18 protein-coding genes are annotated in these 22097 nt (G+C 71.4%); 4 read left to right on the forward strand and 14 right to left on the reverse strand.

From position 1 onward, the window contains the following. Nucleotides 1–10: 10 nt before the first annotated feature. The 4 genes from A6A06_RS19235 to A6A06_RS19250 all read right to left on the reverse strand — a co-directional run bounded on the left by A6A06_RS19235 (nt 11) and on the right by A6A06_RS19250 (nt 6004). On the reverse strand, nt 11–1792 hold the full coding sequence (locus tag A6A06_RS19235; RefSeq protein WP_073762529.1) for an Hsp70 family protein: 1782 nt from the start codon (nt 1790–1792) through the stop codon (nt 11–13). Further along, nucleotides 1789–3072, reverse strand: a complete 1284-nt coding sequence (locus A6A06_RS19240) for a KAP family P-loop NTPase fold protein (protein ID WP_073762530.1) — start codon at nt 3070–3072, stop codon at nt 1789–1791. Before A6A06_RS19240 ends, A6A06_RS19235 begins: the two co-directional genes overlap by 4 nt. 292 nt (nt 3073–3364) lie before the next feature. Beyond that, nucleotides 3365–4996, reverse strand: coding sequence for an alkaline phosphatase D family protein (locus tag A6A06_RS19245; protein ID WP_073762531.1), 1632 nt, complete (start codon nt 4994–4996; stop codon nt 3365–3367). A 177-nt stretch (nt 4997–5173) separates the two neighbouring features. Continuing rightward, a complete protein-coding gene (locus tag A6A06_RS19250; RefSeq protein WP_073762532.1) occupies nt 5174–6004 on the reverse strand; it encodes an alpha/beta fold hydrolase in 831 nt (276 codons plus the stop codon). A 249-nt stretch (nt 6005–6253) separates the two neighbouring features. Between A6A06_RS19250 and A6A06_RS19255 the strand changes: the two genes are divergently transcribed. The 3 genes from A6A06_RS19255 (at nt 6254) to A6A06_RS19265 (ending at nt 8727) form a co-directional block, all read left to right on the forward strand. Further along, a complete protein-coding gene (locus A6A06_RS19255) occupies nt 6254–7147 on the forward strand; it encodes an RNA polymerase sigma-70 factor (protein ID WP_073762533.1) in 894 nt (297 codons plus the stop codon). 418 nt (nt 7148–7565) lie between these two features. Beyond that, nucleotides 7566–8321: a GntR family transcriptional regulator gene (locus A6A06_RS19260; RefSeq protein ID WP_073763226.1), complete on the forward strand. Its 756-nt coding sequence runs from the start codon at nt 7566–7568 to the stop codon at nt 8319–8321. 37 nt (nt 8322–8358) lie between these two features. Then, complete coding sequence (locus A6A06_RS19265; RefSeq protein WP_073762534.1) at nt 8359–8727, forward strand: VOC family protein; 369 nt, start codon at nt 8359–8361, stop codon at nt 8725–8727. A 266-nt stretch (nt 8728–8993) separates the two neighbouring features. Here the strand turns inward: A6A06_RS19265 and A6A06_RS19270 are convergent, their stop codons facing one another. The 4 genes from A6A06_RS19270 to A6A06_RS19285 all read right to left on the reverse strand — a co-directional run bounded on the left by A6A06_RS19270 (nt 8994) and on the right by A6A06_RS19285 (nt 13322). Next, nucleotides 8994–9854, reverse strand: a complete 861-nt coding sequence (locus A6A06_RS19270) for an alpha/beta fold hydrolase (protein ID WP_073762535.1) — start codon at nt 9852–9854, stop codon at nt 8994–8996. A 190-nt stretch (nt 9855–10044) separates the two neighbouring features. After that, nucleotides 10045–10692, reverse strand: a complete 648-nt coding sequence (locus tag A6A06_RS19275) for a response regulator transcription factor (protein ID WP_073762536.1) — start codon at nt 10690–10692, stop codon at nt 10045–10047. Continuing rightward, the gene (locus A6A06_RS19280) at nt 10677–11927 is read right to left on the reverse strand and encodes a sensor histidine kinase (protein ID WP_073762537.1); all 1251 of its coding nucleotides are present in this window, start codon (nt 11925–11927) and stop codon (nt 10677–10679) included. Before A6A06_RS19280 ends, A6A06_RS19275 begins: the two co-directional genes overlap by 16 nt. A gap of 237 nt (nt 11928–12164) precedes the next feature. Then, nucleotides 12165–13322 carry an ROK family transcriptional regulator gene (locus tag A6A06_RS19285; protein ID WP_073762538.1) on the reverse strand — a complete coding sequence of 386 codons (1158 nt, stop codon included), beginning with the start codon at nt 13320–13322 and terminating at the stop codon, nt 12165–12167. 206 nt (nt 13323–13528) lie between these two features. Here A6A06_RS19285 and A6A06_RS19290 point away from each other — a divergent pair, with 206 nt between their 5' ends. Further along, entirely contained in the window at nt 13529–13981 is a 453-nt protein-coding gene (locus A6A06_RS19290) for a hypothetical protein (protein ID WP_073762539.1), read from the forward strand. Between the two features lie 161 nt (nt 13982–14142). On the opposite strand, the gene proP is transcribed toward A6A06_RS19290, so the two are convergent. From proP to A6A06_RS19320, 6 genes are all read right to left on the reverse strand, one after another. Beyond that, complete coding sequence (gene proP, locus A6A06_RS19295; RefSeq protein WP_199931086.1) at nt 14143–15675, reverse strand: glycine betaine/L-proline transporter ProP; 1533 nt, start codon at nt 15673–15675, stop codon at nt 14143–14145. Nucleotides 15676–15996: 321 nt separating this feature from the next. Beyond that, nucleotides 15997–16572, reverse strand: coding sequence for a G/U mismatch-specific DNA glycosylase (mug, locus tag A6A06_RS19300; RefSeq protein ID WP_073762541.1), 576 nt, complete (start codon nt 16570–16572; stop codon nt 15997–15999). A gap of 12 nt (nt 16573–16584) precedes the next feature. After that, nucleotides 16585–18018 carry an adenylosuccinate lyase gene (gene purB / locus A6A06_RS19305; protein ID WP_073762542.1) on the reverse strand — a complete coding sequence of 478 codons (1434 nt, stop codon included), beginning with the start codon at nt 18016–18018 and terminating at the stop codon, nt 16585–16587. A 201-nt stretch (nt 18019–18219) separates the two neighbouring features. Then, nucleotides 18220–19059 (reverse strand): geranyl diphosphate 2-C-methyltransferase, encoded by an 840-nt coding sequence (locus tag A6A06_RS19310; RefSeq protein ID WP_073763227.1) that lies wholly within the window; start codon nt 19057–19059, stop codon nt 18220–18222. 69 nt (nt 19060–19128) lie between these two features. Then, the gene (locus tag A6A06_RS19315) at nt 19129–20193 is read right to left on the reverse strand and encodes a family 2 encapsulin nanocompartment cargo protein terpene cyclase (RefSeq protein WP_073762543.1); all 1065 of its coding nucleotides are present in this window, start codon (nt 20191–20193) and stop codon (nt 19129–19131) included. Nucleotides 20194–20210: 17 nt separating this feature from the next. Beyond that, nucleotides 20211–21674, reverse strand: a complete 1464-nt coding sequence (locus tag A6A06_RS19320) for a family 2B encapsulin nanocompartment shell protein (RefSeq protein ID WP_073762544.1) — start codon at nt 21672–21674, stop codon at nt 20211–20213. Between the last annotated feature and the right edge of the window lie 423 nt (nt 21675–22097).

The raw sequence follows: 22097 nt of genomic DNA on the forward strand, positions 1-22097 counted from the left end.
TGGCGGCGGTTCAGAACAGATAGCGCTCCACCTCAAGCGCTCTGGCGTCCATCTGCACCGTCACCGCCTGGGCCACCTGACCGACCAGACGTACGGTCTCGTCGTGATCCAGTTCCGCGGTCTCCAAGGTCTTCTCCAGGCGCCGGCGGGCCAGGAGCTGAGCGCCCTTGGCCCCGCCGACCGCCGCCACCACCGCCGCGGTACCGGCGACGAACTGGACCGGGTGGCTGCTGTTGCGGAGCAGCCCCCTGGCCGCGAGAACCGCGGTGCCCGCCAGGGACGTCACCGTGCTGTGCACGGCTTGGGCAGCGGAGATCTGCTGCCAGATGCCGCGGATCCGGTCCTGCATCGACGTGCCGACGAGGTCCGGCACCTCGAACACCATCGGGAACTGGTCGTCCCTGATCCCGTACGAGCTGCAGATGCCGAGGACCAAGGGGGTCAGCGCGGCGACGATGGAGACGTGCAGATCGTCGAGCACCTTGTCCATCCGCGCGATCTCGTGGATGAGGTCATCGATCTCCTGGTCGCTCTCCGCTGCCCCGCCATCCTGCTTCACGAGCCGGTCGCGCAGGTTGCTCCGGACGCGGGAGAAGGCCGACAGCAGTGCGCCATGGATCGCCTTCTTGAACGCGGGGAGGTCCTGGAGGGCGGCGATGTCCTCCCGGAACCGGTCCATGGCGACCCGGTGCCGTCCTACGCTGGCGAGCCCTCGGGCCACGGTGAGAGCCGGGTCGTTGTCGTTCTCCACGACGGCTTCCGGAAACACGCTGCGGGAGATGTCACGGACGACAGGCATCCGTGAGCCGCCTCCGGTCAGTACGACCAGCTCCGGCCGCTGCGCGGCGAGGTGTTCCCGCACTTCCTCCAGCAGGGCGCGGAAACGGTCGGCCCAGCCGCCGGGCGCCTCGACCACCTGCCGGGGAATCTCCACTCCCCGCAGCCAGGGCAGCCCTGTGCTGACGATCGCCGTGTACTGGGGATCGCAGCTGGAGAACACGTTCAGGAACTTTTCCGGCTCCCCCGTGAACTGGGCTTCCTTCATACGGCGGCACAGGAGGCGCAGTATGTCCGTGCCGCCGCTCTCCGCGACCGCCCGGCAGAACGCCCCGTCGTTCTTCAGCTCTTCCAGTGCCCGTCCGACGAGCGTCTCCTCGATCTCGCGGCAGCCCAGTGCACTGCCGACCGCGAGGTTCCGCGGCCGCAGGTCGTCCACGAAGGTGACATCGGTCGTGGAAGAGCCCACATCGACGACCAGGACCTGGCTGAGCCCCTGGCCGCCGCGCCGCTCGGCGCGGCGGTCGCGGACGTGCACCAGGGCCGACTGCGATTCGGGCATGAGGCGTACGGGAACGCGGAGTGACGCCAGATGCTCCCCGTAGGGGGCGACGACCTCCGGCTCCCAGCCGGTGGGGTGACCGACGTAGACCGTGCAGTCGTCCCTGACCTCCGGGTGCGCCGCGAAGAATTCGGTCAGCAGGACCTGGGCGAACAGCACGGCTTCCGGCGTGTCGAGGCCCAGCGGATCGGGCGGCGACTTGAAGTTCACGCTGAACTGGACACCGTCCTTGACCAGCACGGCCGCCTCACCGATGACGCGCCGGTTCGCCCCGCCGGGACCGGTGCCACGTTCGAGCGCCGTCGCGGTGACGACGCTCCGCCCGTCCGGCGCCCGCACGAAGACGTCAGCGGTCTCCCGGTCGTTCGTCCGCAGCCAGCACAGGGCACTCTCCCCGTCGCCGATGTCCAGGCCCACCGCGTACCGTACGTCGGGCTCCGGGTCGCGCTTCATGAGGGGGCCTCGGTTTCCGGGGACACGCCGCCGGTGATCGCCAGGATTTCGGTGAGCACCCTGATCTCGTTCGGTGTGGGAGGCGGCGGGAAGGTGAATGCCTCACGCCGGGAGGCAACGGCCGAAAGGAACCGCCGCACGCCGGGATTGGCCCTCTCCACCAGCGCGTCACCGCCCATCAGCTCGACCTTCTTGAATTCGGCCTCGTCGAACCGCGCCCAGACTCCCGGATCGGTTTCCAGGGTCGCGAAGAAGTCCGGGTGCTTCATCTGCAGGACGAGCAGCGATCCGGCGTGCAGCAGGCGCTCTCTGGACGGCGGGTGATGCCGTGCGAGGGTGAGCGCCGTCAGATTCAGGCCGTTGATGAAGCGGCGCACCCGGCGCGGATTGGAGCCGAACGCGACCTGAATCATCTCCCACAGTTCCCGTGAGTCCGACAATTCCGGCGCGGAGACCTTGTCCCGCAGATGACCGTAGAGTTTTTCGAAAGGCACCACGGGGAGCCGGTACGGAAAGTGGATGAGCTTTTCGAGATACTGCCGGCCCCGCACCGGATCCGGGGAGTCGCTGCGCAGCTTGCGGGCCGCGGCTTCGGCGATCACCTGCTGGTCCATGGCGAGCACGAAGACGCAGGAAGCCTCTCCCAGGAAGAGTTTGAGGGAGTCCAGGACCGTGATCGCGGCGTCCTGCGAGCAGCGGTCGAGGTCGTCGACGAAAAGGACGAGGCGCCCGCCGTCGGTGTAGCCGCGGACGACTTCCTTGAAGTCCTCCTCGAAACGGTTGATGTGCAGATACGTCCCGACGTCCGGCTCGGTGAGGGCCGTCTGGACCCGGTCGACGTCCTCGGGGGTCAGGACGCCCGCGGTGAGCGGCCCGGCCGCCCGGCGGGCCAGCAGCCAGGCGGCTGCCTGGCTCAGCCGTTTCGCCGTGCTCGCGGCCTGTGCCAGACGTGCCTTCTGGCGCTCTTCCCCGGAAGCCCGGCGCTCCGCAAGCCGGACGGAGATCTCGGTGAGCACCGTCTGGATGAGCGCGTGCCAGATCTCGTCCTTCTGGTCGTATTTCCACGGGTTGAACGAGATCGCCGGAACTCCGCGCCGGACGAGCAGATCGCGGCAGATGTTCATGAAACTCGACTTGCCCATGCCCCACGGGCCGAAGATCCCGATGGTCAGCGGCAAATGCTCGGTCGTCCGGATCGCCTCGCAGAGCACCTCCGCGTGTGGAGTGAAACCGAAATGGTCTTCCTCCACTCCCGCAATCGCGATATCGGTCAGCAGCATGATCCCCCCAGTCTTCCGCCGCGGTGACCACGGTCACCGGGATGGACGCAAGGAACCAGCATTCTCGCCGTCCTGGTGCGGCAGACCGACCTTCAGCGAAGATGCGCGGCCGGACCGGGGGTGTGCTAGGGAAGCCGTCCGGATGCGGGGCGGTGGGATGGAGGACTGGGGGGGCTGGGGAGGTGGGGCGGACGCCTGGGGCGGTGGGCCGGACGCCCGGATCGGTGGTCGGAGGGCGGTGGGCCGGACGCCCGGGGAGGTTCGGCGGCCGGGCGTCCGGGAGCAAGGGCCTCTACCGGCCCGGCTGCCCCACCCGTCCCGGCTGCAGCACCTGGCTGAACAGCACCTGACCACTGTCCTGCCGCAGCCGTACCGTCAGTTCACCGCTGCCCCCGTCGATGTCCACCTCGCCGAAGTACTGCGGGCTCTCGGCGGGGGAGACGTTCGCCCGCTGCGGCGCCTTGACGAACGGCTGCGCCGGGCCGAACGTGCCGTCCAGCGGCACGGCCGGGAAGCCGCCCGCGTTCAGCGGGCCCGAGACGAACTCCCAGAACGGCGCGAAGTCCTTGAAGGCGGCGCGCGACGGGTCGTAGTGCTGGGCGGAGGTGTAGTGCACGTCGGTCGTCAGCCAGACCGTGCCGGTGACGCGATGGTGCTTGATGTGCCGCAGCAGTTCCGCGATCTGCAGCTCCCGGCCCAGCGGCGCGCCCGGATCGCCCTGCGCCACCGCCTCGAAGTTCGTCTTGCCGTCCGCGACCACGAGCCCCAGCGGCAGGTCGGAGGCGATCACCTTCCACACGGCACGGGACCGCGACAGCGACCGCTTGAGCCACGCCAGCTGCTCGGCCCCCAGGATGCCCTGCCGGTCGTCGGTCTGCCGGTTCGGGGAGTTGGCGTTCCGGTACGTACGCATGTCCAGCACGAACACGTCCAGCAGCGGCCCGTGGTTGATCACCCGGTAGACCCGCCCGCCCCGGTCGGACCGGAGCGTACGGATGGGGAAGTACTCCCGGAACGCGCGCAGCGAACGCGCCGCGAGCACGTCCACGTCCTTCTCCGTGTACCGGTCGTCGTCGAGGATCTGGCCCGGGTACCAGTTGTTGCGCACCTCGTGGTCGTCCCACTGGATGATCGTGGGGACCTGCGCGTTGAACGTGCGGAGGTTGGTGTCCAGCAGGTTGTAGCGGAACGCGCCGCGGTACTCCGCCAGCGTCTCGGCGACCTTCGACTTCTCCTCGGTGGTCACATTGCGCCAGATCCTGCCGTCGGGCAGTCGCACGCTGGCCTCGATCGGGCTGTCCGCGTAGATGTTGTCGCCGCTGCACAGGAAGAAGTCCGGGTCGCGACGGCGCATCTCGTCGTAGATCCGGTAGCCGCCGTGGTCCGGGTTGATGCCCCAGCCCTGCCCGGCGAGGTCGCCCGACCAGGTGAAGCGCACGCCGTCCCGGCGCCGGTCCGAGGCGGTACGGAACGTGCCGGTGACCGGCTCGCCCGTACGCCGGTAGTCGTGCGGGTCGGCGAGCAGCACCCGGTAGTGGATCTGCTCGCCGGACGGCAGGCCGTGCAGCGCGGTGGTGCCGGTGAAGTCCGTACCGGGGCCGAGGACCGGCCCGTGCCAGGTGCGGGCGTTGCGGAACGATTCGGTCGCCGCCGTCTGTACGAGCATCCGGGCCGGCCGGTCGGCCCGCACCCACACCAGCCCGGACGAGGTCGTCACGTCCCCGGTCTGCACGCCCCACGGGGCGCTCGGCCGCCCGGCGCGCGCCTGGGCGGGCGCCCCTCCTGCGCGGGGCGCGGCACCTGCTCCGGTGCCGCCCGCTCCCGCGGCGTGCGCGACGGCGGGGAGGGTGAGCGCCGCGGTACCGAGCGCCGCCCCGTGCAGCACCGACCTCCGGTTGACGGCTCTGCCGGATCCCTGCGCCATGTGAAACCTCCCGTGCTACGACCGATCGTGGTGACGCTCCCGTTCGTACCGTCGCCCGGTGCCCCGCCGTCGAACGGACGGTGAACTCCGGGGGGCCGGCCGGGGCCGGTTCCGGCCCGCCCCCTGGTTTCCGCTTCGGGTTCCGCTTCCGTTTCGGCTTTCGGTTCGGCTTCCGCCTCAGCGCGCCGTGTCGAGGATGACCCGGGCGACCAGCGCCGGATCGTCGTTCATCGGCACATGGCCGCAGTCCGGCAGCCGCACGAGCCGGGCGCCCGGTATCGCGTACTTGGCGCGTACGCCCTGACGGCGCAGCAGCAGCCGGTCCCGGCTGCCCCAGGCGATGGTCACGGGAATGTCCGGTACGTCATCGGTGAACAGTACGGCGCGGCCCGCCGCCAGCGTGGGTTCGAAACCGGTCGCCCCGCGCAGCGCCTCCGTCTCGGCCACCACCGCCGACGCCGAACGGCGGCCCGGATGGGCGTAGATGGTGCTCGTGAGGGAAGCCCGCCCCGCCGCCGAACGGGCCAGCAGCCCCACCGCCGGCCGCGGCAGCAGCTTCGCGCCCGCCCGCATACCGCGCAGGATCGCGAAGGCGTACCGCCGCTCCGCAGGCGTCCAGAAACCGCCGGGAGAGAGCGCGGTCACCGACCGTACGTGCTTGCCGATGCCCAGGTGCAGGGCCAGCAGGCCACCGAGCGAGTTCCCGGCGGTGTGCGGCCGGTCGAGGCCCAGCGTGGTGAACGTCGCGGCCAGCAGCGAGGCGACCGAGTCGACGTCGTAGGGCACCCCGGGCGGCAGCGCCGGGGAGGCGCCGAAGCCGGGCAGGTCCAGGGCGACGACCTCGTGGGAGGCGGCGAGGATGTCGGTGACCGGCTCCCACGCCTGGAGGTGATGGCCGATGCCGTGCAACAGGACGATCGGCGTGCCCGAGCCCTTGCGCTGGTAGGCGACGCGGATGGCCGGGCGGCCGGGCGGGGTGACGTGGACGAAGGAGACCGGTGCGGCCATGGTGGCTCCTGAGAGGACGGGGATGCGGGCAGATGCGCAGAGACACCATGTCAGCGATGGCTACCTGGCGGTAGGCTCCGGCCTTCGATGGCAAGGGCGTTGGGGCAGTGAGGTGCGGGCGCCGGGCCGCGCCTCCGAACGCCCTGCGTACGCCGCGTCCCTCCGGCTGTGCCGCACACCACGTCCGCAGAAGCCGCTTTCCGAACGTTTCCGCTGGACAACCTCCGGTCGGCCCGCTGGGATGAAGGCGTGCAGACCGACCCCGCGACCGATGTCTTCCAGGAGCACCGCCCGGTGCTGCTGGGCGTGGCCTACCGGATGCTCGGCCGGGTGGCCGACGCCGAAGACGTGGTGCAGGAGGCGTGGCTGCGCTGGTCGTCCGCCGGCCGGGAGCAGGTCCGCGAACCGCGTGCCTATCTGGTGCGTGTCACCACCCGGCTGGCCATCGACCGGCTGCGGCAGGTCCAGGCGCGCCGGGAGGCGTACGTGGGGCCGTGGCTGCCCGAGCCGCTGGCCACCGACTTCGGCGACGTGACCACCGAATCCGCCGACACCGCCGAGCGCGCCGTCCTCGCCGAGTCCGTCACCCTCGCCGTCCTGGTGGTGATGGAGTCGCTGTCGCCGCTGGAGCGCGCGGTGTTCGTGCTGCGCGAGGCGTTCGGCTACCCGTACGCGGAGATCGCCGCCGTCCTGGAGCGCGGCGAGGCCGCGGTGCGCCAACTCGCGGGCCGCGCCCGGCGCCACGTCGAGGAGCGCCGCCCGCGCTTCGACGTCGACCCGGCCCAGCAGCGCGACCTGACCGAGCGCTTTCTCGCGGCGGCCGCGGGCGAGGACCTGAAGGGGCTGCTGAGCCTGCTGGCCGAGGACGTGCGGCTGGTCGGCGACAGCGGCGGCAAGGCCAAGGCGCCGCTGCGGATCATCGAGTCCGCCGACAAGGTCGGCCGCTTCCTGATCGGTGCCACCCGGGGCGGTCTCGCGGCGGCCGAATTCGCCTACCGCGAGGTCAACGGCGGCGTGGCGCTCCTGGTCCGGTTCGCGGGCACGCTGGACGCGGTCTTCCAGATCGATGTGGTGGACGGCCGCATCCAGACCGTCTACATCATCCGCAACCCGGACAAGCTGGCGTCGCTCGCCGCCTCCTGAGCCTTCCGGGGCTTCCGATTTGTCCGGGTACTCCGGGTCTGCTGAGGAGCGTGGGCGGCCTCCTCGGCGAGCAGTTCCGTGGTCGGCCGCAGGGTGCTCCCCACCGTGGCGAGCACGGTGACACGCGGCCCTGCCGCGATGGCCGCCCCCGCCGCCTCAGGATCGCCTCCGGAGGGCCGTACCCGGCGCGTCCTCGTCGCGCAGCGGGGTATCCGGCCGAGGCTCCCGGTCACCGGCCGTGAACGGATCGGCCCATTGGTCTTGACCAAGGGTGGGGGCAGCCATATCGTCACAGGGATACTGCAACAACCTTTAATAAAGAAGCGCTCATATCCGGGCGCACGAGTGGGCTCAGGGACGGGCCCGCATTCCGGCGGGGACCACCCCCGTCGGGAAGACGGCCATGGCGGAGGACAGGGTGGGGACCACGCAGCTCGAAACGGCGCCGGAGCCGAAGTACTGGCACCTCAAGACCGTGCTCAGCGAGGCTCTCGACTCGGAGTTCTCGGTCGGCGAGATCCTGCCCAACGAGCGTGAGCTGGCGGCGCGGTTCGGCGTCGCGCGCGCCACCCTGCGACAGGCGCTGGAGCAGCTGGAACTGGAAGGCCGTCTGCAACGCCGCCGCGGAGTGGGTACGACCGTCGCGCCGCCCCGCGTGGGCGTGGCCGTCGACCCGGCGCACCACACCTGGCCGGGCGCGCCCGGGGACGACTGGGAGCCGGTGGGCGCCGTCGAGTCGCAGAACGTGCCCCTGGCGGTGTCGCGCCTACTGGAGCTGGCGCCCGGCGAGGAGGTGCACGTCGTGCACCGCAGCCGGGTCACGCACGGCCAGCCGGTCGCCGCCGAGCAGCTGTACGTCCCCGCCCGTTCCGTACCGGAAGCCGCCACCCGCACCGCCGTGGACGCGCCGGCCCGCGCCCGCACCGTCCTGCGCGAGCTCCAGCAGCTCGAACTGGAAGGCCAGGACCGCGCCGTGGAACTCGGCTCGGCCCGCGCGGACGACGCCAAGGAACTGGACCGGCTGCCCGGCGCTCCCGTCCTCGTCGTCACCACCCGTTACTTCGCCGACGGCCGGACCGCGGCCGTGGCCCTGTCCACGTACCGCGCCGACACCTGCCGGCTCACCTTCGGCGACAACGAGGCCGACGCGGGCGTCACCGTCCTCGCGGGCTAGGAACGCCGCCGGAGCGCCGCTGCGTGATAATCGGACCATGCTGAAGATCGGGTCGATCGTGCTGGGTGCTTCGGACGTGCGGCGTGCGGCCGCCTTCTGGGCGGACGCTCTGGGGTACGTACCGCGTGACGAGATGGCAGACGACTGGGTGGTGCTGAGGCCCGCGGACGGGGACGGGGCCCAGGTGGCGATCGGCCTGAGCGGGACACCCGTTCAGGAACATCCCCGGGTCCACCTGGATCTGTACGCCGGTGACGCCGCCGACCAGGCCGCCGAGGTCGAGCGGCTGGTGTCCCTGGGCGCCCGGCGGGTCGAGTGGGACCTCTACCCTGACGACGCCGACTTCGTCGTACTGGCCGACCCCGAGGGCAACCGCTTCTGCGTCATCGACACCAGCCGCGGCTGAGCACCGCTCACTCGCCACCGCTCACCCGCCACCGCTCACCCGCCACCGCTCACCCGCCACCGCTCACCGGCCACCGCTCACCGGCCACCGCTCACCGGCCACCGCTCACCGGCCACCGCTCACCGGCCACCGCTCACCGGCCACCGCTCACCGGCCACCGCTCACCGGCCACCGCTCACCGGCCACCGCTCACCGGCCACCGCTCACCCGTCACCGCTCACCGGCCACCGCTCACCCGTCACCGCTCACCGGCCACCGCTCACCCGTCACCCGGCGGACGGTATGCCGTCGGCCGGTGGTGCGTCGACGGCCCGTGGGTCCGTCGCCGGTGCGTCGGCCGACGGAGTCAGGAACGCCCGCACCATCGGCACGACGAGGTCCGCCCGCCGCGGCAGGTTGCTGTGGGTCGTCCCCGGGAGCACGCCGAGCCGGGAGCCGGGGATCAGCTCGTGCATCTCGACGGCGTGCTCCAGCCGGACGAAGTCGGTGTCCCCGACCAGCAGGAGGACCGGCGCTTCCATTCCGGCCAGGGCCCGGTCGGGCCAGCCCTCGAACGCGTGCACCGTCGGTTGCAGTTTCTCGGCGAACGCCTCGAAGCGGCCCGGGTCGGGGGCGACCTTCGTATACGCCTCGTACATCTCCTGGAAGTCGCTTTCGGTGGGCATCCGCGGGGAGCCCGGCTGGGCCTGCGGGTCGAGGATTTCCTGATGGAAGCCGTCGGGACGGTAGTGCGTGGACGCGAGCACCAGCCGGTTGACGCGCGCGGGCCGGGTGAGCGTCAGCTGAAGAGCGGTCAGGCCGCCGAGGCTGAACCCGAAGAAGTCCGCCCGGCCGATCCCGAGGTGGTCCAGCAGCCCCACCACGTCGTCGGCCAGGTACGGCAGCGTGGGGTCCCGGTCGATGTCGCCGGTGCGCCCGTGCCCTTGCAGCTCGACGGCGACGACCTGCCGCGTCGTGGCGAGCGCGGGCAGTATGCCGCCGAAGCTCAGGTCGATGGTGTGCAGCCCGCCGTGCAGCAGGACCAGGGGCTGTCCCGTGCCGTGGATCTCGTAGTACAGATTCAGGCCGTTGACCCGCGCATACCCGGCGGACGACGGATATGTGGCGGATCGCTGTTCCTCGCTCATCGCGCTCTCCCCGGCTCGGTAACCGCAGCTGACCGTCCCCGTGATGCCTGCTCGGCCAGGCCGCGGGGCCACTGCTCAGCACATTAGCCGGGGGGTCTGACAACGCCCCCGCGTCACGCCGGGAACCGGGCCCCACCGCGGCTTTCCAGTGGTTGCCGTGCCACGGAGGCCGCTCACGCCGAAGCCGCGGTCAGGGATTGTTCAGGTACGTGAGGACGGCGAGGACGCGGCGGTTGTTGCTGTCGTCGTCGGTGATGCCGAGTTTGCCGAACATGGAGGTGGTGTACTTGCTGATGGTGCTGTCGCTGAGGAAGAGCCGCCGTCCGATGGCCTGGTTGGACAGTCCTTCGGCCATCAGGCCGAGGACGGAGTGCTCGCGTTCGGTGAGGTCGGTGAGCCGTCGGTTCGAGGAGCCGCTGGACAGCAGTTTGGCGATGACGGCCGGGTCCATGGCGGTCCCGCCCCCGGCGACACGTTCCAGTGCGTCCATGAACTGGTCGGCGTCGAACACGCTCTCCTTGAGGAAGTAGCCGATGCCACCGGTGCCGTCGGCCAGGAGTTCGCGGGCGTAGAGCTGCTCCACGTGCTGGGACAGGACGAGGACCGGCAGTCCGGGCGCTTCCCGGCGGGCGGCGAGGGCCGCGCGCAGGCCCTCGTCCGACTGGGTCGGTGGCATACGGACGTCGACGACGGCGACGTCCGGCCGCCACGTCAGCAGGGCGTCGAGTGTTTCGGGCCCGGTGGCCGCCGTCGCCACCACCTGATGCCCGCACGCCTCGATGAGGCGGACCATCCCGTCACGCAGGAGGTAGAGGTCTTCGGCTACAACGATGCGCATGGCACCATCATCCTCACCCGGGTCGGACCGCCTGCCGGACTGGTGATCTCCAGGGCGCCGTCGAAGACCGCGAGGCGGCGGCGCAGCCCCGCGAGTCCACCTCCGACCCCCTCGAAGGCTCCGCCGTAGCCGTCGTCCTCGACGTCGACGACGAGGCCGGTGGCGTCCCGGGTGAGGGAGATCCGCGCCCGGGTCGCGTGGGCGTGCTTGACCGCGTTGGTCATCAGCTCGGCGACACCGAAGTACACCGCGGACTCGACCGGCGGGTCCAGACAGAGCCGGACGTCGGCGCTGACAGCCGCTTCGAGCGGGCTGTCCAGGGCGAAGGCCCGTACGGCGTCGACGAGTCCCCGCTCGTTCAGCACCGGCGGGTTGATGCCCCTGACCAGTTCGCGGAGTTCGGTCAGCGACGCGGTCGCGCTGATCCGCGCTTCCCGCATCAGCGCCCTGGCCTGGTCGGGGTCGGACGCCAGCAGTCTCTCCGCGGTCGCCAGGGACAGCCCGAGCCCGACCAGGCGGGCCTGCGCCCCGTCGTGCAGATCCTGTTCGATCCGGCGGATCTCGGCGGCCTGCGCGACGGTCGTGTCCGCCCGCTGGGCCGTCAGTTCGTCCACCCGGTCCGCCAGGACCATCGCTCGCGAAGGGCGCAGGAACCGGACGGCCACCGGCTCCACGGACCGCCAGGCGTACGGGGCGCCGGAGATGGCCACGACCGCGGCGAGCACGCCGACGAGGAGCGCGGGGAGTTCCGCCCGGCTGAAGCCGAGGACCGCCACGGCGACGGCGGCCGGCGGGACGGCCGGGAGCGCACCGGCGACGACCGGTGCGATCACGGTGAAGCGCAGGTCCCGCCACGTGGCGGGGTCCTTCCACCGGAGCCGCCACCGCTGGTCGAGGAGGGCGTCACGGCGCGTGCGCTCGTAGGAGAAGCCGTTCCACCAGTAGCCGGTGGACAGGCGCACCACCGGCACCGCCTGCTGGTAGTCGGCGGGCACGACGGTGGCCGTCCACTTGGCGACGAGGAAGCGGACCATCCGGCAGACCGGGCGGGACAGGGCGAGCGTCCCCACGCACACCAGGACGGACGGCGCTGCCCACGACCACGGGTTTCCCGCTCCCCACCAGATCCCCAGGGCCACGGCGGCGGCCCAGACCGCCGGGGCCAGCATGACGACGGCCACCACGGCACACGCCCGCACGAATCCCACGCAAGCACTGCCCACCCACGACACCATCGGTCGCACAATCCTTTCTTCTGCTGCGGCGCCCCGGCCGTGGCACCCGCGGTTCCGCAGCGCGCGCCGACCTGGCCGGAGCGGCTCGGTGACCCCACTGTGCACCGCACGGAGCCCGCGCAGTCCCGGATCGGCACCGGAGTGGGTCTGGACCCACCCACCTGTAGGGCCAGGCCCCGTACCGCCCGCCCCGTACCGTCCGCCCCGTACGAAAGCCCGCACCGGCCTGCGGCGTGCTCAGCGCCGTGCCGTGACCGTCGCGTCCACCGCGAACAGTTCGCCCTCGACGTGGTCCAGTGCGAGCCGCAGGGCGCCCGTGGCCACCGCCGCTTCGCCGAGCACGGACAGGGCCACCTGGGGCGGCCGCAGGCAGTAGCGGGCCAGTTCGGCGCGGAGCGGCTCCAGTACGTCGTCCAGGCCGGCGGCCCAGCCACCGACGATCACCAGTTCCGGGTCGAGGGCGAGCACCAGGGCCGCGACGTCGTGCACCAGGCGCTGGAGGAAACGGTCCATCGCGTCCCGGGCCCGCGTGTCACCGTCGCGCGCGAGGGCGAACACCCGCGCCACCTGCGCCTCGTCCAGCGGGTGCAGCGGCTGCCCGGTCGTGGACAGCAGCTTCTCCGGAGTGGCCTCGCGCCCCAGCAGGTGCAGCGCGCCGATCTCCCCGGCGGCGCCGCCGAAGCCGCGGTGCAGCCGCCCGCCGATCAGCGCGCCGGCCCCCGGGCTCAGCCCCGCGAGGACGAACACGATGTCGTCCGAGCCGGTGGCCGCGCCTTTCCAGTGCTCGGCCACGGCGGCGGCGTTCGCGTCGTTCTCGACCAGGACGGGGCACCGGAAGGAGCGGCGCAGCCGTTCGCCGAGCGGCAGCCCGGTCCAGCCCGGGAGCGCCGTGCCCAGCCGTACGGTGCCGTCCGCCTCCACGATGCCGGGGCTGCCCACCCCGACCGCCCGCAGCGAACTGCGGGCGACCCCCGCCCGCCGCAGCAGCTCGGCCACCGCGGCCCGCACCTTCTCCAGCCGTTCGTCCGCGGGCGCCGACTCCCCGACCGCGCGCTGGGCGGAGCCGAGCACCCGCCCGCCGAGGTCCGACAGCAGGGCCGCCACCCGGTGCGGACCGATCTCGATGCCGAGCAGGTGCCCGGCCTCGGTACGGAAGCGGAAGCGGCGGGCCGGGCGGCCCTGACGGCGGGCGGCGCCCTCGTCGGCGGGCACCTCGACCACCAGGCCGGACTCGATCAGGCCCTCGACCACGCCCTCGACGGTGGGCCGCGACAGGCCGGTCACTTCCACGAGGTGGGTCAGGGTCGGGGAGTCGGCGGCGCGCAGCGCGTGCAGCACCACCGCGGAGTTGATCCGTCGCAGCAGAGAGGGGTCCCCGCCGGTTAGCCGCCCCACCGTCCGTCTCCCTCGCTTTGCGTGTGTGGCGGATCGTAGCCGGTCAGCCGGTGTGCGGCGAGTCCCGGGCGGCGCACGGGGCACAGCCGGCGGACCGTGCGGGAAGCGCGGGGCGGTGCCCTTCGTGCCGGTGGCCGGGGTCCGGCGGCGGCCGCCGGGAGCCTGACGCGCGGCCAATTGTCAGACCCTGGCTGTTTACTGACGGCATGACGAACACGACCACGGCACAGCACCTCACCGCCATCGACCTCCTCCGCGGCCGCGACTTCCCCGACGAGCCGGTCCGCTCCGCCATGGTCGAGAGCGGCCCGGGATTCCACGTCGCCCAGCTGCGCGGTGACGAGCAGCTCTGGGACGCCGACCCCGCCGACGTCCAGGAGACCGCGCAGGAGTACCGGGCCGAGCTGGAGGGACTCATATCGGCTCTCTGCTTACGCTGGGGCGAGCCCGAGGTGCTCGACCTGGCGGACCATCTGGAGCGGGTCGCCATGGGGATGCCCGTCCGGCCGCCGCTCGGTGTCCTGTGCGGCCAGGTCCCGCGCGTGCACGCCTGGCGTGCCGAAGGGCGCTGGATCGCGGTCGGCCTGGGGGAGGGCGGGCCCGGGATGCCGGTCTTCCAGCTGCTGGCGGCGGTGGGCCGCGCGGACACCGCGGGCTGAGCACGGGAAACGGGTGGCGGCAGGGGTGCCGTCGGCCCGTCGCGGACCGGTGGCACCGCCGACGCCACCCGTCCTGGGCCCGTGGGCTGCGGGGGCCGCGCGCGGACCGTACCGGCGCGGCCGCCCCCGTGTCTCCGTGCGGACGGTTCGTCCGGCTCGGTCTACTTGTCCTGCTCGCCCTGCTTGTCGCGTTGGTGCGCCCAGGGGTGGCGCAGGCGGATCCAGATGTCCCGGGCCTGGCGCCCCGCCTCGGTCCGGCTGTGGGCCACCAGCTCGCGGGCCTGCTCCGGGGTCTCGACCATCGGGCCGGACCCCCGCAGCGGCTTGCCCGCCGTCTCGTGCAGGAAGAAGGCGGCGATGAAGCCGATGACGCCCGCCACCATCAGGTAGTACGCGGGGATCATATGACTGCCCGTGGACGCCACCAGCGCGGAGGCCACCAGCGGAGTGGTACCGCCGAAGAGCGAGACGGAGATGTTGAACGCGATGGACAGCGCCCCGTAGCGCAGATGGGTGGGGAAGAGCGCCGGCAGCGTCGAGGCGGAGGTGCCCGCGAAGCACACCAGCAGCAGGCCCAGGACGAGGCACCCGAGGGAGGGCAGCAGGATCCCGCCTTCGCGGATCAGCAGGAACGCCGGGTAGGCCAGCACCACGAGCGCGACGCTGGACACCATGAACACCGGCCGGCGGCCCCACCGGTCCGAGGTGCGGCCCACGGTCGTGATCGACAGTGCGACGACGACCATGGTCCCCAGGACCATCAGCTGCGCCGTCGTGGCGTCCTCGCCGAGCGTCTCGGTCATGAAGGTGGGAAGGTAGGACGTCACCATGTAGTTGGTGACGTTGTACAGCAGCACCAACCCCATGCAGATCAGCACGGCTTCCCAGTGCCCGGTGAAGATCTCCTTCAGCCGGCCCTTGCCCGACTGCCGGGCCTCCTCGATGGGGGTGTCGCCGGCGGCCGCGTTCTCGGCCTCCTGCCGCGCGGCCTCCGCCTCCTGCTTGAAGGCCGGGGTCTCCTCCAGCTTCATGCGCATGTAGAGGCCGATCAGGCCGAGCGGCCCGGCCACCATGAAGGGGATGCGCCATCCCCAGCTCTCCAGGCCGTCCGTACCCAGTACGGCGGTGAGCACGGTGACCAGGCCCGAGCCGAGGGCGTAGCCGACGAAGGTGCCGAAGTCGAGCCAGCTGCCGAGGAAGCCGCGGCGCTTGTCCGGGGCGTACTCGGCGATATAGGTCGTGGCACCGGCGTACTCACCACCGGTGGAGAAGCCCTGCACCAGTCGGCACAGGAGCAGCAGCAGGGGCGCCGCGAAGCCGATGGAGTCGTAGCCGGGCAGGAAGCCGACCGCGAAGGTGCTGATCGCCATCATGATCATGGTGGCGGCCAGGACCCGCTGCCGTCCGATGCGGTCGCCCAGCGGTCCGAAGACCAGACCGCCGAGCGGCCGCACAAGGAAGGCGGCGGCGAAGGTGGCGAAGGTGGAGACGAGCTGGGCGCCGGGGGAGCTGGACGGGAAGAAGACCTTGCCCATCGTGGCCGCCAGATAGGCGTAGACCCCGAAGTCGAACCACTCCATCGTGTTGCCGAGGGCGGCCGCCGTGACCGCGCGGCGAACCTGCGGTCCGGGGGTGACGGTGACTTCCTCGACACTGAGCTGGTTTTTGCGTCGGCGCAGCAGGGTGCGCAGCAGCCGGTCGGTGTCGGAGTTTCTTCCTCCGTCCGACCGCTTGTTCCGCCGGACGCGCGGCGGCTGAGGCTGACCGGTAGTCATCTCGTCCTGTCGCTAGGGGCTGAGCGGCACATGGGTACCTCCGAGTATCAACGCAATGGTCGAAATCGGCATAACCAGCATAGGAACGACACGAATGGGGCCAACGGAACGCCTGGCGGCTTATCGGCTCACTGGCCGTATCCGTCCGGCGTAACACTCCCGAACGGCCTAAACGCTCCGCACCGCCCCACTACTCTGTGCGTCCTACACACAACGCACGCCTTACCCGTAACGCGCGACTCACACGTCCCGCGTGTCACCTTCCTCGGCCTCTTCGGCGAAAGCCGCCGCGCGCAGCCGCCCGTACTCCTCCGCCAGGGCGGCCGGCGACCAGTGGGCATTGAGCCCGCTCGGATTGGGCAGCACCCAGATGCGGGTACCACCGATCGTGCGGTCCTGCGGCCCGACCCGGGCGTGCTTGTCGTCGAAAGCCACCCGGTAGGCCGTCACCCCGGCCACCGCGAGCCACTCCGGCCGCAGCCGCCGCACCTTCTCGGCCAGCTGCCGCCCGCCCTCGCGGAACTCCTCGGCGGTCAGCTCGTCGGCCCTGGCGCTCGCCCGCTCCACGACATTGGTGATGCCGATGCCGTACGCGAGCATCTCCTCCTGCTCGGCGGGCCGCAGCACCCGCGGCGTGAACCCGGACGCGTGCAGGACCGGCCAGAAGCGGTTGCCGGGCCGGGCGAAGTGATGGCCAGCGGCGGCCGACATCAGCCCGGGGTTGATACCGCAGAAAAGCACCCGCAGGCCGGGCGCCGCCACGTCGGGGACGAGGCGGCCGCGCGCGGCCTGCAGTTCCTCGGGAGTGAATCCCATCTCAGCGGAGCCTCACAGGATGGAGCCCGGCGTGTACGCCGCGGCTTCCGGGTACTGCTTGGTGATCTCCTCGACGCGGGACACGACGGCGGCCACCTGGTCGGCGGCGGCGCCCGTGAAGGACAGCTTGTCGGCCATCAGCGCGTCCAACTGCGCCTTGTCCAGCGGGATCCGCTCGTCCGCCGCCAGCTTGTCCAGCAGCTCGTTGCGCTCCGCGCCCTGTTCGCGCATGGCGAGCGCCGCGGCGACCGCGTTCTCCTTGATCGCCTCGTGCGCCACCTCGCGGCCCACCCCGGCCCGTACGGCGCCCATGAGCACCTTGGTCGTGGCGAGGAACGGCAGATAGCGGTCCAGCTCCCGCGCGACGACGGCGGGGAAGGCGCCGAACTCGTCCAGCACGGTCAGGAACGTCTCCAGCAGCCCGTCCAGGGCGAAGAAGGAGTCCGGCAGCGCGACCCGGCGCACCACCGAGCAGGACACGTCGCCCTCGTTCCACTGGTCGCCGGACAGCTCGCCGGCCATCGAGGCATAGCCGCGCAGGATGACCATCAGGCCGTTGACGCGCTCGCAGGAGCGGGTGTTCATCTTGTGCGGCATCGCGGACGAGCCCACCTGGCCGGGCTTGAAGCCCTCGGTCACCAGCTCGTGGCCGGCCATCAGGCGGATGGTCTTGGCGAGCGAGGACGGCGCCGCGGCCAGCTGCACCAGCGCGGTGACCACGTCGTAGTCCAGCGAGCGCGGATAGACCTGGCCGACGGAGGTGAACGCCTGGCCGAAGCCGAGGTGGCCGGCGATCCGCTGCTCCAGGTCGGCCAGCTTCGCGGCGTCGCCGCCCAGCAGGTCCAGCATGTCCTGCGCCGTGCCGACCGGGCCCTTGATGCCGCGCAGCGGGTAGCGGGTCAGCAGGTCGGTGAGGCGCCCGTGCGCCACCAGCAGCTCGTCGGCGGCGCTCGCGAAGCGCTTGCCCAGCGTGGTCGCCTGGGCCGCGACGTTGTGCGAACGCCCCGCCATGACCAGCTCGGCGTGCTCACCGGCGAGCCGGCCCAGCCGCGCCAGGACGGCGACCGTACGGTCGCGCATCAGCTCCAGCGACAGCCGGATCTGCAGCTGCTCGACGTTCTCGGTCAGGTCGCGCGAGGTCATGCCCTTGTGGACCTGCTCGTGCCCGGCGAGCGCGTTGAACTCCTCGATACGGGCCTTGACGTCGTGCCGGGTGACCTTCTCCCGCTCGGCGATCGACGCCAGGTCGACGTTCTCCAGCACCCGCTCGTAGTCGGCGAGGGCCCCCTCGGGCACCTCCACTCCGAGGTCCTTCTGCGCGCGGAGCACCGCGAGCCACAGCTTGCGCTCCAGCTTGACCTTGTACTCGGGGGACCACAGGACGGCGAGCTCCGCAGAGGCGTAGCGGCCGGCCAGGACATTCGGAATGCGGGGCTTGGCAGTCACGTGACGAGATTCTACTGGTCACCCGACAGCCCCGAATGCCAGCCCTCTGACCTGGGAGAACTGTTCATTTTCTGGATTGACTGGGCTGGTGGGCGGGAAGCGGAGGCAGCCGCCAGAGGCCCCCCGCGGCCCGGCCCCGGGAAGCGCGGCGGCCCCGCCGGGCGGCTCGTGGCCGGGCCGGCGGGGCCGCCGGGACGCTCCTCAGATCCGGTCGGCGGCGATCAGCAGGTACTGGAAGCTGCCGTTGCGGTACGCGGTCAGAAAGGTTTCCTCAATGCCCGTGACCAGGTGATCGGCCTGGCTGCGCAGTTCCCAGTACGGCAGCGTGACCTCGGTGAGGTCCTGGACGTGTACGGGGACCAGCCGGTGGCGGGCCATCGCGCGGAAGTACGCCGACCGCGGATGGATGTCGCAGATGTAGTGGGCGTTGATGAGGGACACCTCGCGGGAGGCGCGCCCGTAGGCGTCGTTGTAACAGCCGGTGATCGTCACATAGCGCCCGCCGCGCCGCAGCAGCCGCGCGTGCTCGGCGAACAGCAGGTCCAGCTCGACGTACATGGTCGACTCGTTGTTCCAGGACGCGGCGTACGCGCCGGTGGCGAAGCCGGTGTCGAGCATGTTGCGGTGGTGGTAGCGCACCTTGTCGGCGATACCGCGCTTGCGGGCCTGCTCATTGGCGAAGTCGGCCTGCTTGGCGGAGATGGTGGCCCCGTCGCTGTGGCAGCCGTGGCGCAGGTGCGCGACCACGCTGCCGCCGCCGCGTCCGCACCCGGCGTCGAAGACGCGGTCGCCGGGTGTCAGCGCACCGAGGTGGGAGGCGAGCAGCTCGGCCTGGGCGTGTTCGAGGCGGTGCAGTTCGCCGGTGAGGCGTTCGCGGCGCCGGACGGGGTCCGGCTCGTCCAGTACGGACCGGTCGGCCTCCCCGATGCCGTAGTGGTGGTGGTACAGGTCGTCGATCTTGCCGAGCTCCAGGTTGACCGGGTTCTCCTCGGTGTTCCAGTAGTCCGCGACGCGGGCCTGGTACGTGGAGCAGGCCGGCATGAGCGGGCGTGCGGCGGGGACGTGCGCAGTGGTCAACGGTGACTCCTTGCCGTGGTGCGCTGGATCGGTCTACCAGTAGTTGGGCAGGTGGTAGCGGTCGCTGTTGGTGGCGTGCCATTCGTGGTTGCCGGCCACCCAGTCGGACAGGCTCCGGGTGTAGCGCTCCACGAGCGGGGAGGTCCCGGCCAGCTCGGCCGCCTCCGTCTCGTACGCCTCCATGATCTGGTTGTGGATGTCGACACTCTTCAGGTAGGCGGCCTTCAGGCCGCGCCGGTCGTTGGCGGCCACCACCTGGGGCAGGTTGAGATGGTCCGGGTCGCTCGCCAGCTCCTTGGTGAAGGAGTAGAGGTCGTTGACGATGGTGGTGGCGTTGCAGGCCAGGGCGGTGATCCGCTGGATCTCCGGGCGGGCGTACACGGCCTCGGGCAGCTCGTAGCCGTCCACGGCGTCGACGATCGACAGGCAGGGGCGGAAGTTGTTGAACTGCCGCATGACCAGGTACTCCCAGACACGCGGCATGTGCCGTGCCTCCGCCCAGGACGCTTCGGCGAGATAGCCGAGGTGCAGCCGGGCCATGTCGTGGAGGAACCGGGCGGTCTGGCTGGGGGTCGCCAGGGCCGCGTAGTCCTTCACAGCCCAGTAGTACGAGCGCAGGGGCCCGTCGGCCTGCACGCCCTGGCGCCACTCCTCATCCGTCTCCGGGGTGCCGTGGAACGGGTCCAGGGCCGACTGGGCGATGATCAGCCGGCCGCCCAGTCCGCGGCGCGCGCCGCCCTTGCCCTCGTCCTCCTCGCAATAGCAGTTGTCGACGATGTTCTCGGCCAGCAGCAGTTTGCCCGCGGCGGTGAGGCGTTCGAGGTCGGCCGCTTCGGGATGCTGCAGGACGACGGCCCGGCCGAACCGGAAGCCGGTGAACTCACCGGACCACTGCGCGGGGAACAGGTCCAGCCCGCGGGCCCAGTCCTCCAGCCTGCGGTCGATCTCCGCGGCCTTCTCCGGGTCGGCCGGGGCGGCCGGCCGGTACCGCAGCCCGGGGACGGCGCCGCCGCGCCGGGTCGGCCGGGCAGGGGCGAGGCTCGGCGGGCCGGGCATCCTGAACGCGGAGGTGGTGGTGGTCGTACTGGATGTGCTCATGGTCCGTACTCCACAGGTCAGTCGGCGGTCCGGCCGAGCTGGACGTTCTCCAGGACACCGGCCGCGTCCGGCACGAGGATGGCCAGCGAGTAGTAGGCGGTGACGAGGTAGTTGATGACGGCGGCCTGGTCGATGCCCATGAAGCGGACGTTCAGGCCGGGCTGGTGCTCCTCGGGGAGCCCCGTCCGGTACAGGCCGACGACGCCCTGGTCGTCCTCGCCGGTCCGCAGCGCGATGATGCTGCTGGTGTGCGTCTCGCTGACGGGGATCTTGCCGCACGGGAAGATCGGGACCCCGCGCCAGGCCGGGACCTGATGCCCGTTGACGTCCGCCGAGCCCGGTACGAGGCCGCGCTTGTTGCACTGCCGGAAGAAGGCGGCAATCGCCTTCGGATGGGCCAGGAACAACCGGGTCTTACGGCGCATGGACAGCAGCTCGTCCATGTCGTCGGGGGTGGGCGGGCCGGTGTGGGTACTGATGCGCTGCCCGTAGTCGGCGTTGTGCAGCAGCCCGAACTCCCGGTTGTTCACCAGCTCCCACTCCTGGCGCTCGCGGATCTCCTCGACGGTGAGCCGGAGTTGCTGCTGCGTCTGGTCCATCGGCTCGTTGTAGAGATCGGCGACCCGGGAGTGCACGCGCAGCACGCTCTGGGTCAGCGAGAGTGCGTACTCCCGAGGGGTGAGGTCGTAGTCGGCGAATCCGCCGAGCAGTGCCGGTTCGCCGACGTGTCCCGCCTGCACCGGTACGTCCGCCTCGCCCCGGCGGTTCATCGGCAGCCGCTGCCGTTCCGCGTACGCGGCCAGGTGCGCGGCCAGGGAGGGCGCGCGGTCGGTGAACTCCCGGATCGTGTCCCAGGGAAGCGCCAGCAGGACGCCCGCGGTCTCGGCCCGTACCGACGTCGGCCACCGCGGGTCGGGGCGGCCGATCGCCTCGTCCCCGATCTGGTCGCCGTCCGTGACGACACCGACGATCTCCTCCTCGCCGTACTTGCCGGGCGCGTAGCGGGCGAACCGCCCGTGGACGACGAGGTACGCCTCGGTGGCGGGCTGCCCCGCCTCGAAGAGGACCTGGCCGGGCCGGACCTCCCGGACCCGGAAGCGTCCGGCGAGATCCGTGAGCACCTCGGCGTCGGAGTAGCCGCGCAGGGCGGGCAGCTCGGTGAGGGTCTGCGGGATCACCTTGATGTCGTCCGCGCCATTGTGCTCGAACTGGACGCGGCCACGGCCGGTACGGAGTTGCAGGCGCCGGTTGACCCGGTAGGTGCCGCCTCTGACGTCCACCCACGGCAGCATCTTCAGCAGCCATCGGGAAGTGATGGCCTGCATCTGGGGTGGGGTCTTGGTGGTGGTCGCCAGTTGGCGCGCGGCCTGGGTGCTGAGACTGGTGAGCACGCCCCCCGCGGACGGATCGGACGGATCGAGGGCGCTCTCTTCGACTGCGGAACCGGGGACACGGTCGGGGACGCGGTCCGGTACGGGCACATTTCCTCCGGAGGTGAACAGGAGTGAGGCGAACGGCCGTTGGTGAACAAGAGGGCCGTGTGCGGCAATAAGCGAAACAGGTGGAAGTGCGCCGCCGGTACGGCGTGAAAGGGGGCGCCTTTGCGTTCGGGAGGCATAAACATCTGATGGTTGGCAAAAGGGGCGCAGAGGCGCTGGCGTGCGCCCCCCGGAGGGCTGAGGGCGGCTACCGGGCGTCGCACTGATCAGCGGCCCCGGAATCGAAGTCCGGTGCCGCGCACGCCGGTTGTTCCGGCAGCGGGTCAGTACTGGTGACTCGGGAAGTCGAGGTATCCGGTGGCGCCGCCCGTGTGCCCCGTCGCCGGGCCGGTGTCGCGCAGCGGCAGTCCGGCTCGGAGACGTTCGACCAGGTCGGGGTTGGCGATGCAGGAGCGTCCGTGGCTG

This window comes from Streptomyces sp. CB02923 (assembly GCF_001905005.1).
Taxonomy (GTDB): domain Bacteria; phylum Actinomycetota; class Actinomycetes; order Streptomycetales; family Streptomycetaceae; genus Streptomyces.

What these genes read in the sequence shown, in the direction of transcription:
- A6A06_RS19235 (WP_073762529.1), bottom strand. Translation starts at nt 1,792, where the DNA reads ATGAAGCGCGACCCGGAGCCCGACGTACGGTACGCGGTGGGCCTGGAC.
- A6A06_RS19240 (WP_073762530.1), bottom strand. Translation starts at nt 3,072, where the DNA reads ATGCTGCTGACCGATATCGCGATTGCGGGAGTGGAGGAAGACCATTTC.
- A6A06_RS19245 (WP_073762531.1), bottom strand. Translation starts at nt 4,996, where the DNA reads ATGGCGCAGGGATCCGGCAGAGCCGTCAACCGGAGGTCGGTGCTGCAC.
- A6A06_RS19250 (WP_073762532.1), bottom strand. Translation starts at nt 6,004, where the DNA reads ATGGCCGCACCGGTCTCCTTCGTCCACGTCACCCCGCCCGGCCGCCCG.
- A6A06_RS19265 (WP_073762534.1), top strand. Translation starts at nt 8,359, where the DNA reads ATGCTGAAGATCGGGTCGATCGTGCTGGGTGCTTCGGACGTGCGGCGT.
- A6A06_RS19270 (WP_073762535.1), bottom strand. Translation starts at nt 9,854, where the DNA reads ATGAGCGAGGAACAGCGATCCGCCACATATCCGTCGTCCGCCGGGTAT.
- A6A06_RS19275 (WP_073762536.1), bottom strand. Translation starts at nt 10,692, where the DNA reads ATGCGCATCGTTGTAGCCGAAGACCTCTACCTCCTGCGTGACGGGATG.
- A6A06_RS19280 (WP_073762537.1), bottom strand. Translation starts at nt 11,927, where the DNA reads ATGGTGTCGTGGGTGGGCAGTGCTTGCGTGGGATTCGTGCGGGCGTGT.
- A6A06_RS19290 (WP_073762539.1), top strand. Translation starts at nt 13,529, where the DNA reads ATGACGAACACGACCACGGCACAGCACCTCACCGCCATCGACCTCCTC.
- mug (WP_073762541.1), bottom strand. Translation starts at nt 16,572, where the DNA reads ATGGGATTCACTCCCGAGGAACTGCAGGCCGCGCGCGGCCGCCTCGTC.
- A6A06_RS19310 (WP_073763227.1), bottom strand. Translation starts at nt 19,059, where the DNA reads ATGCCGGCCTGCTCCACGTACCAGGCCCGCGTCGCGGACTACTGGAAC.
- A6A06_RS19315 (WP_073762543.1), bottom strand. Translation starts at nt 20,193, where the DNA reads ATGAGCACATCCAGTACGACCACCACCACCTCCGCGTTCAGGATGCCC.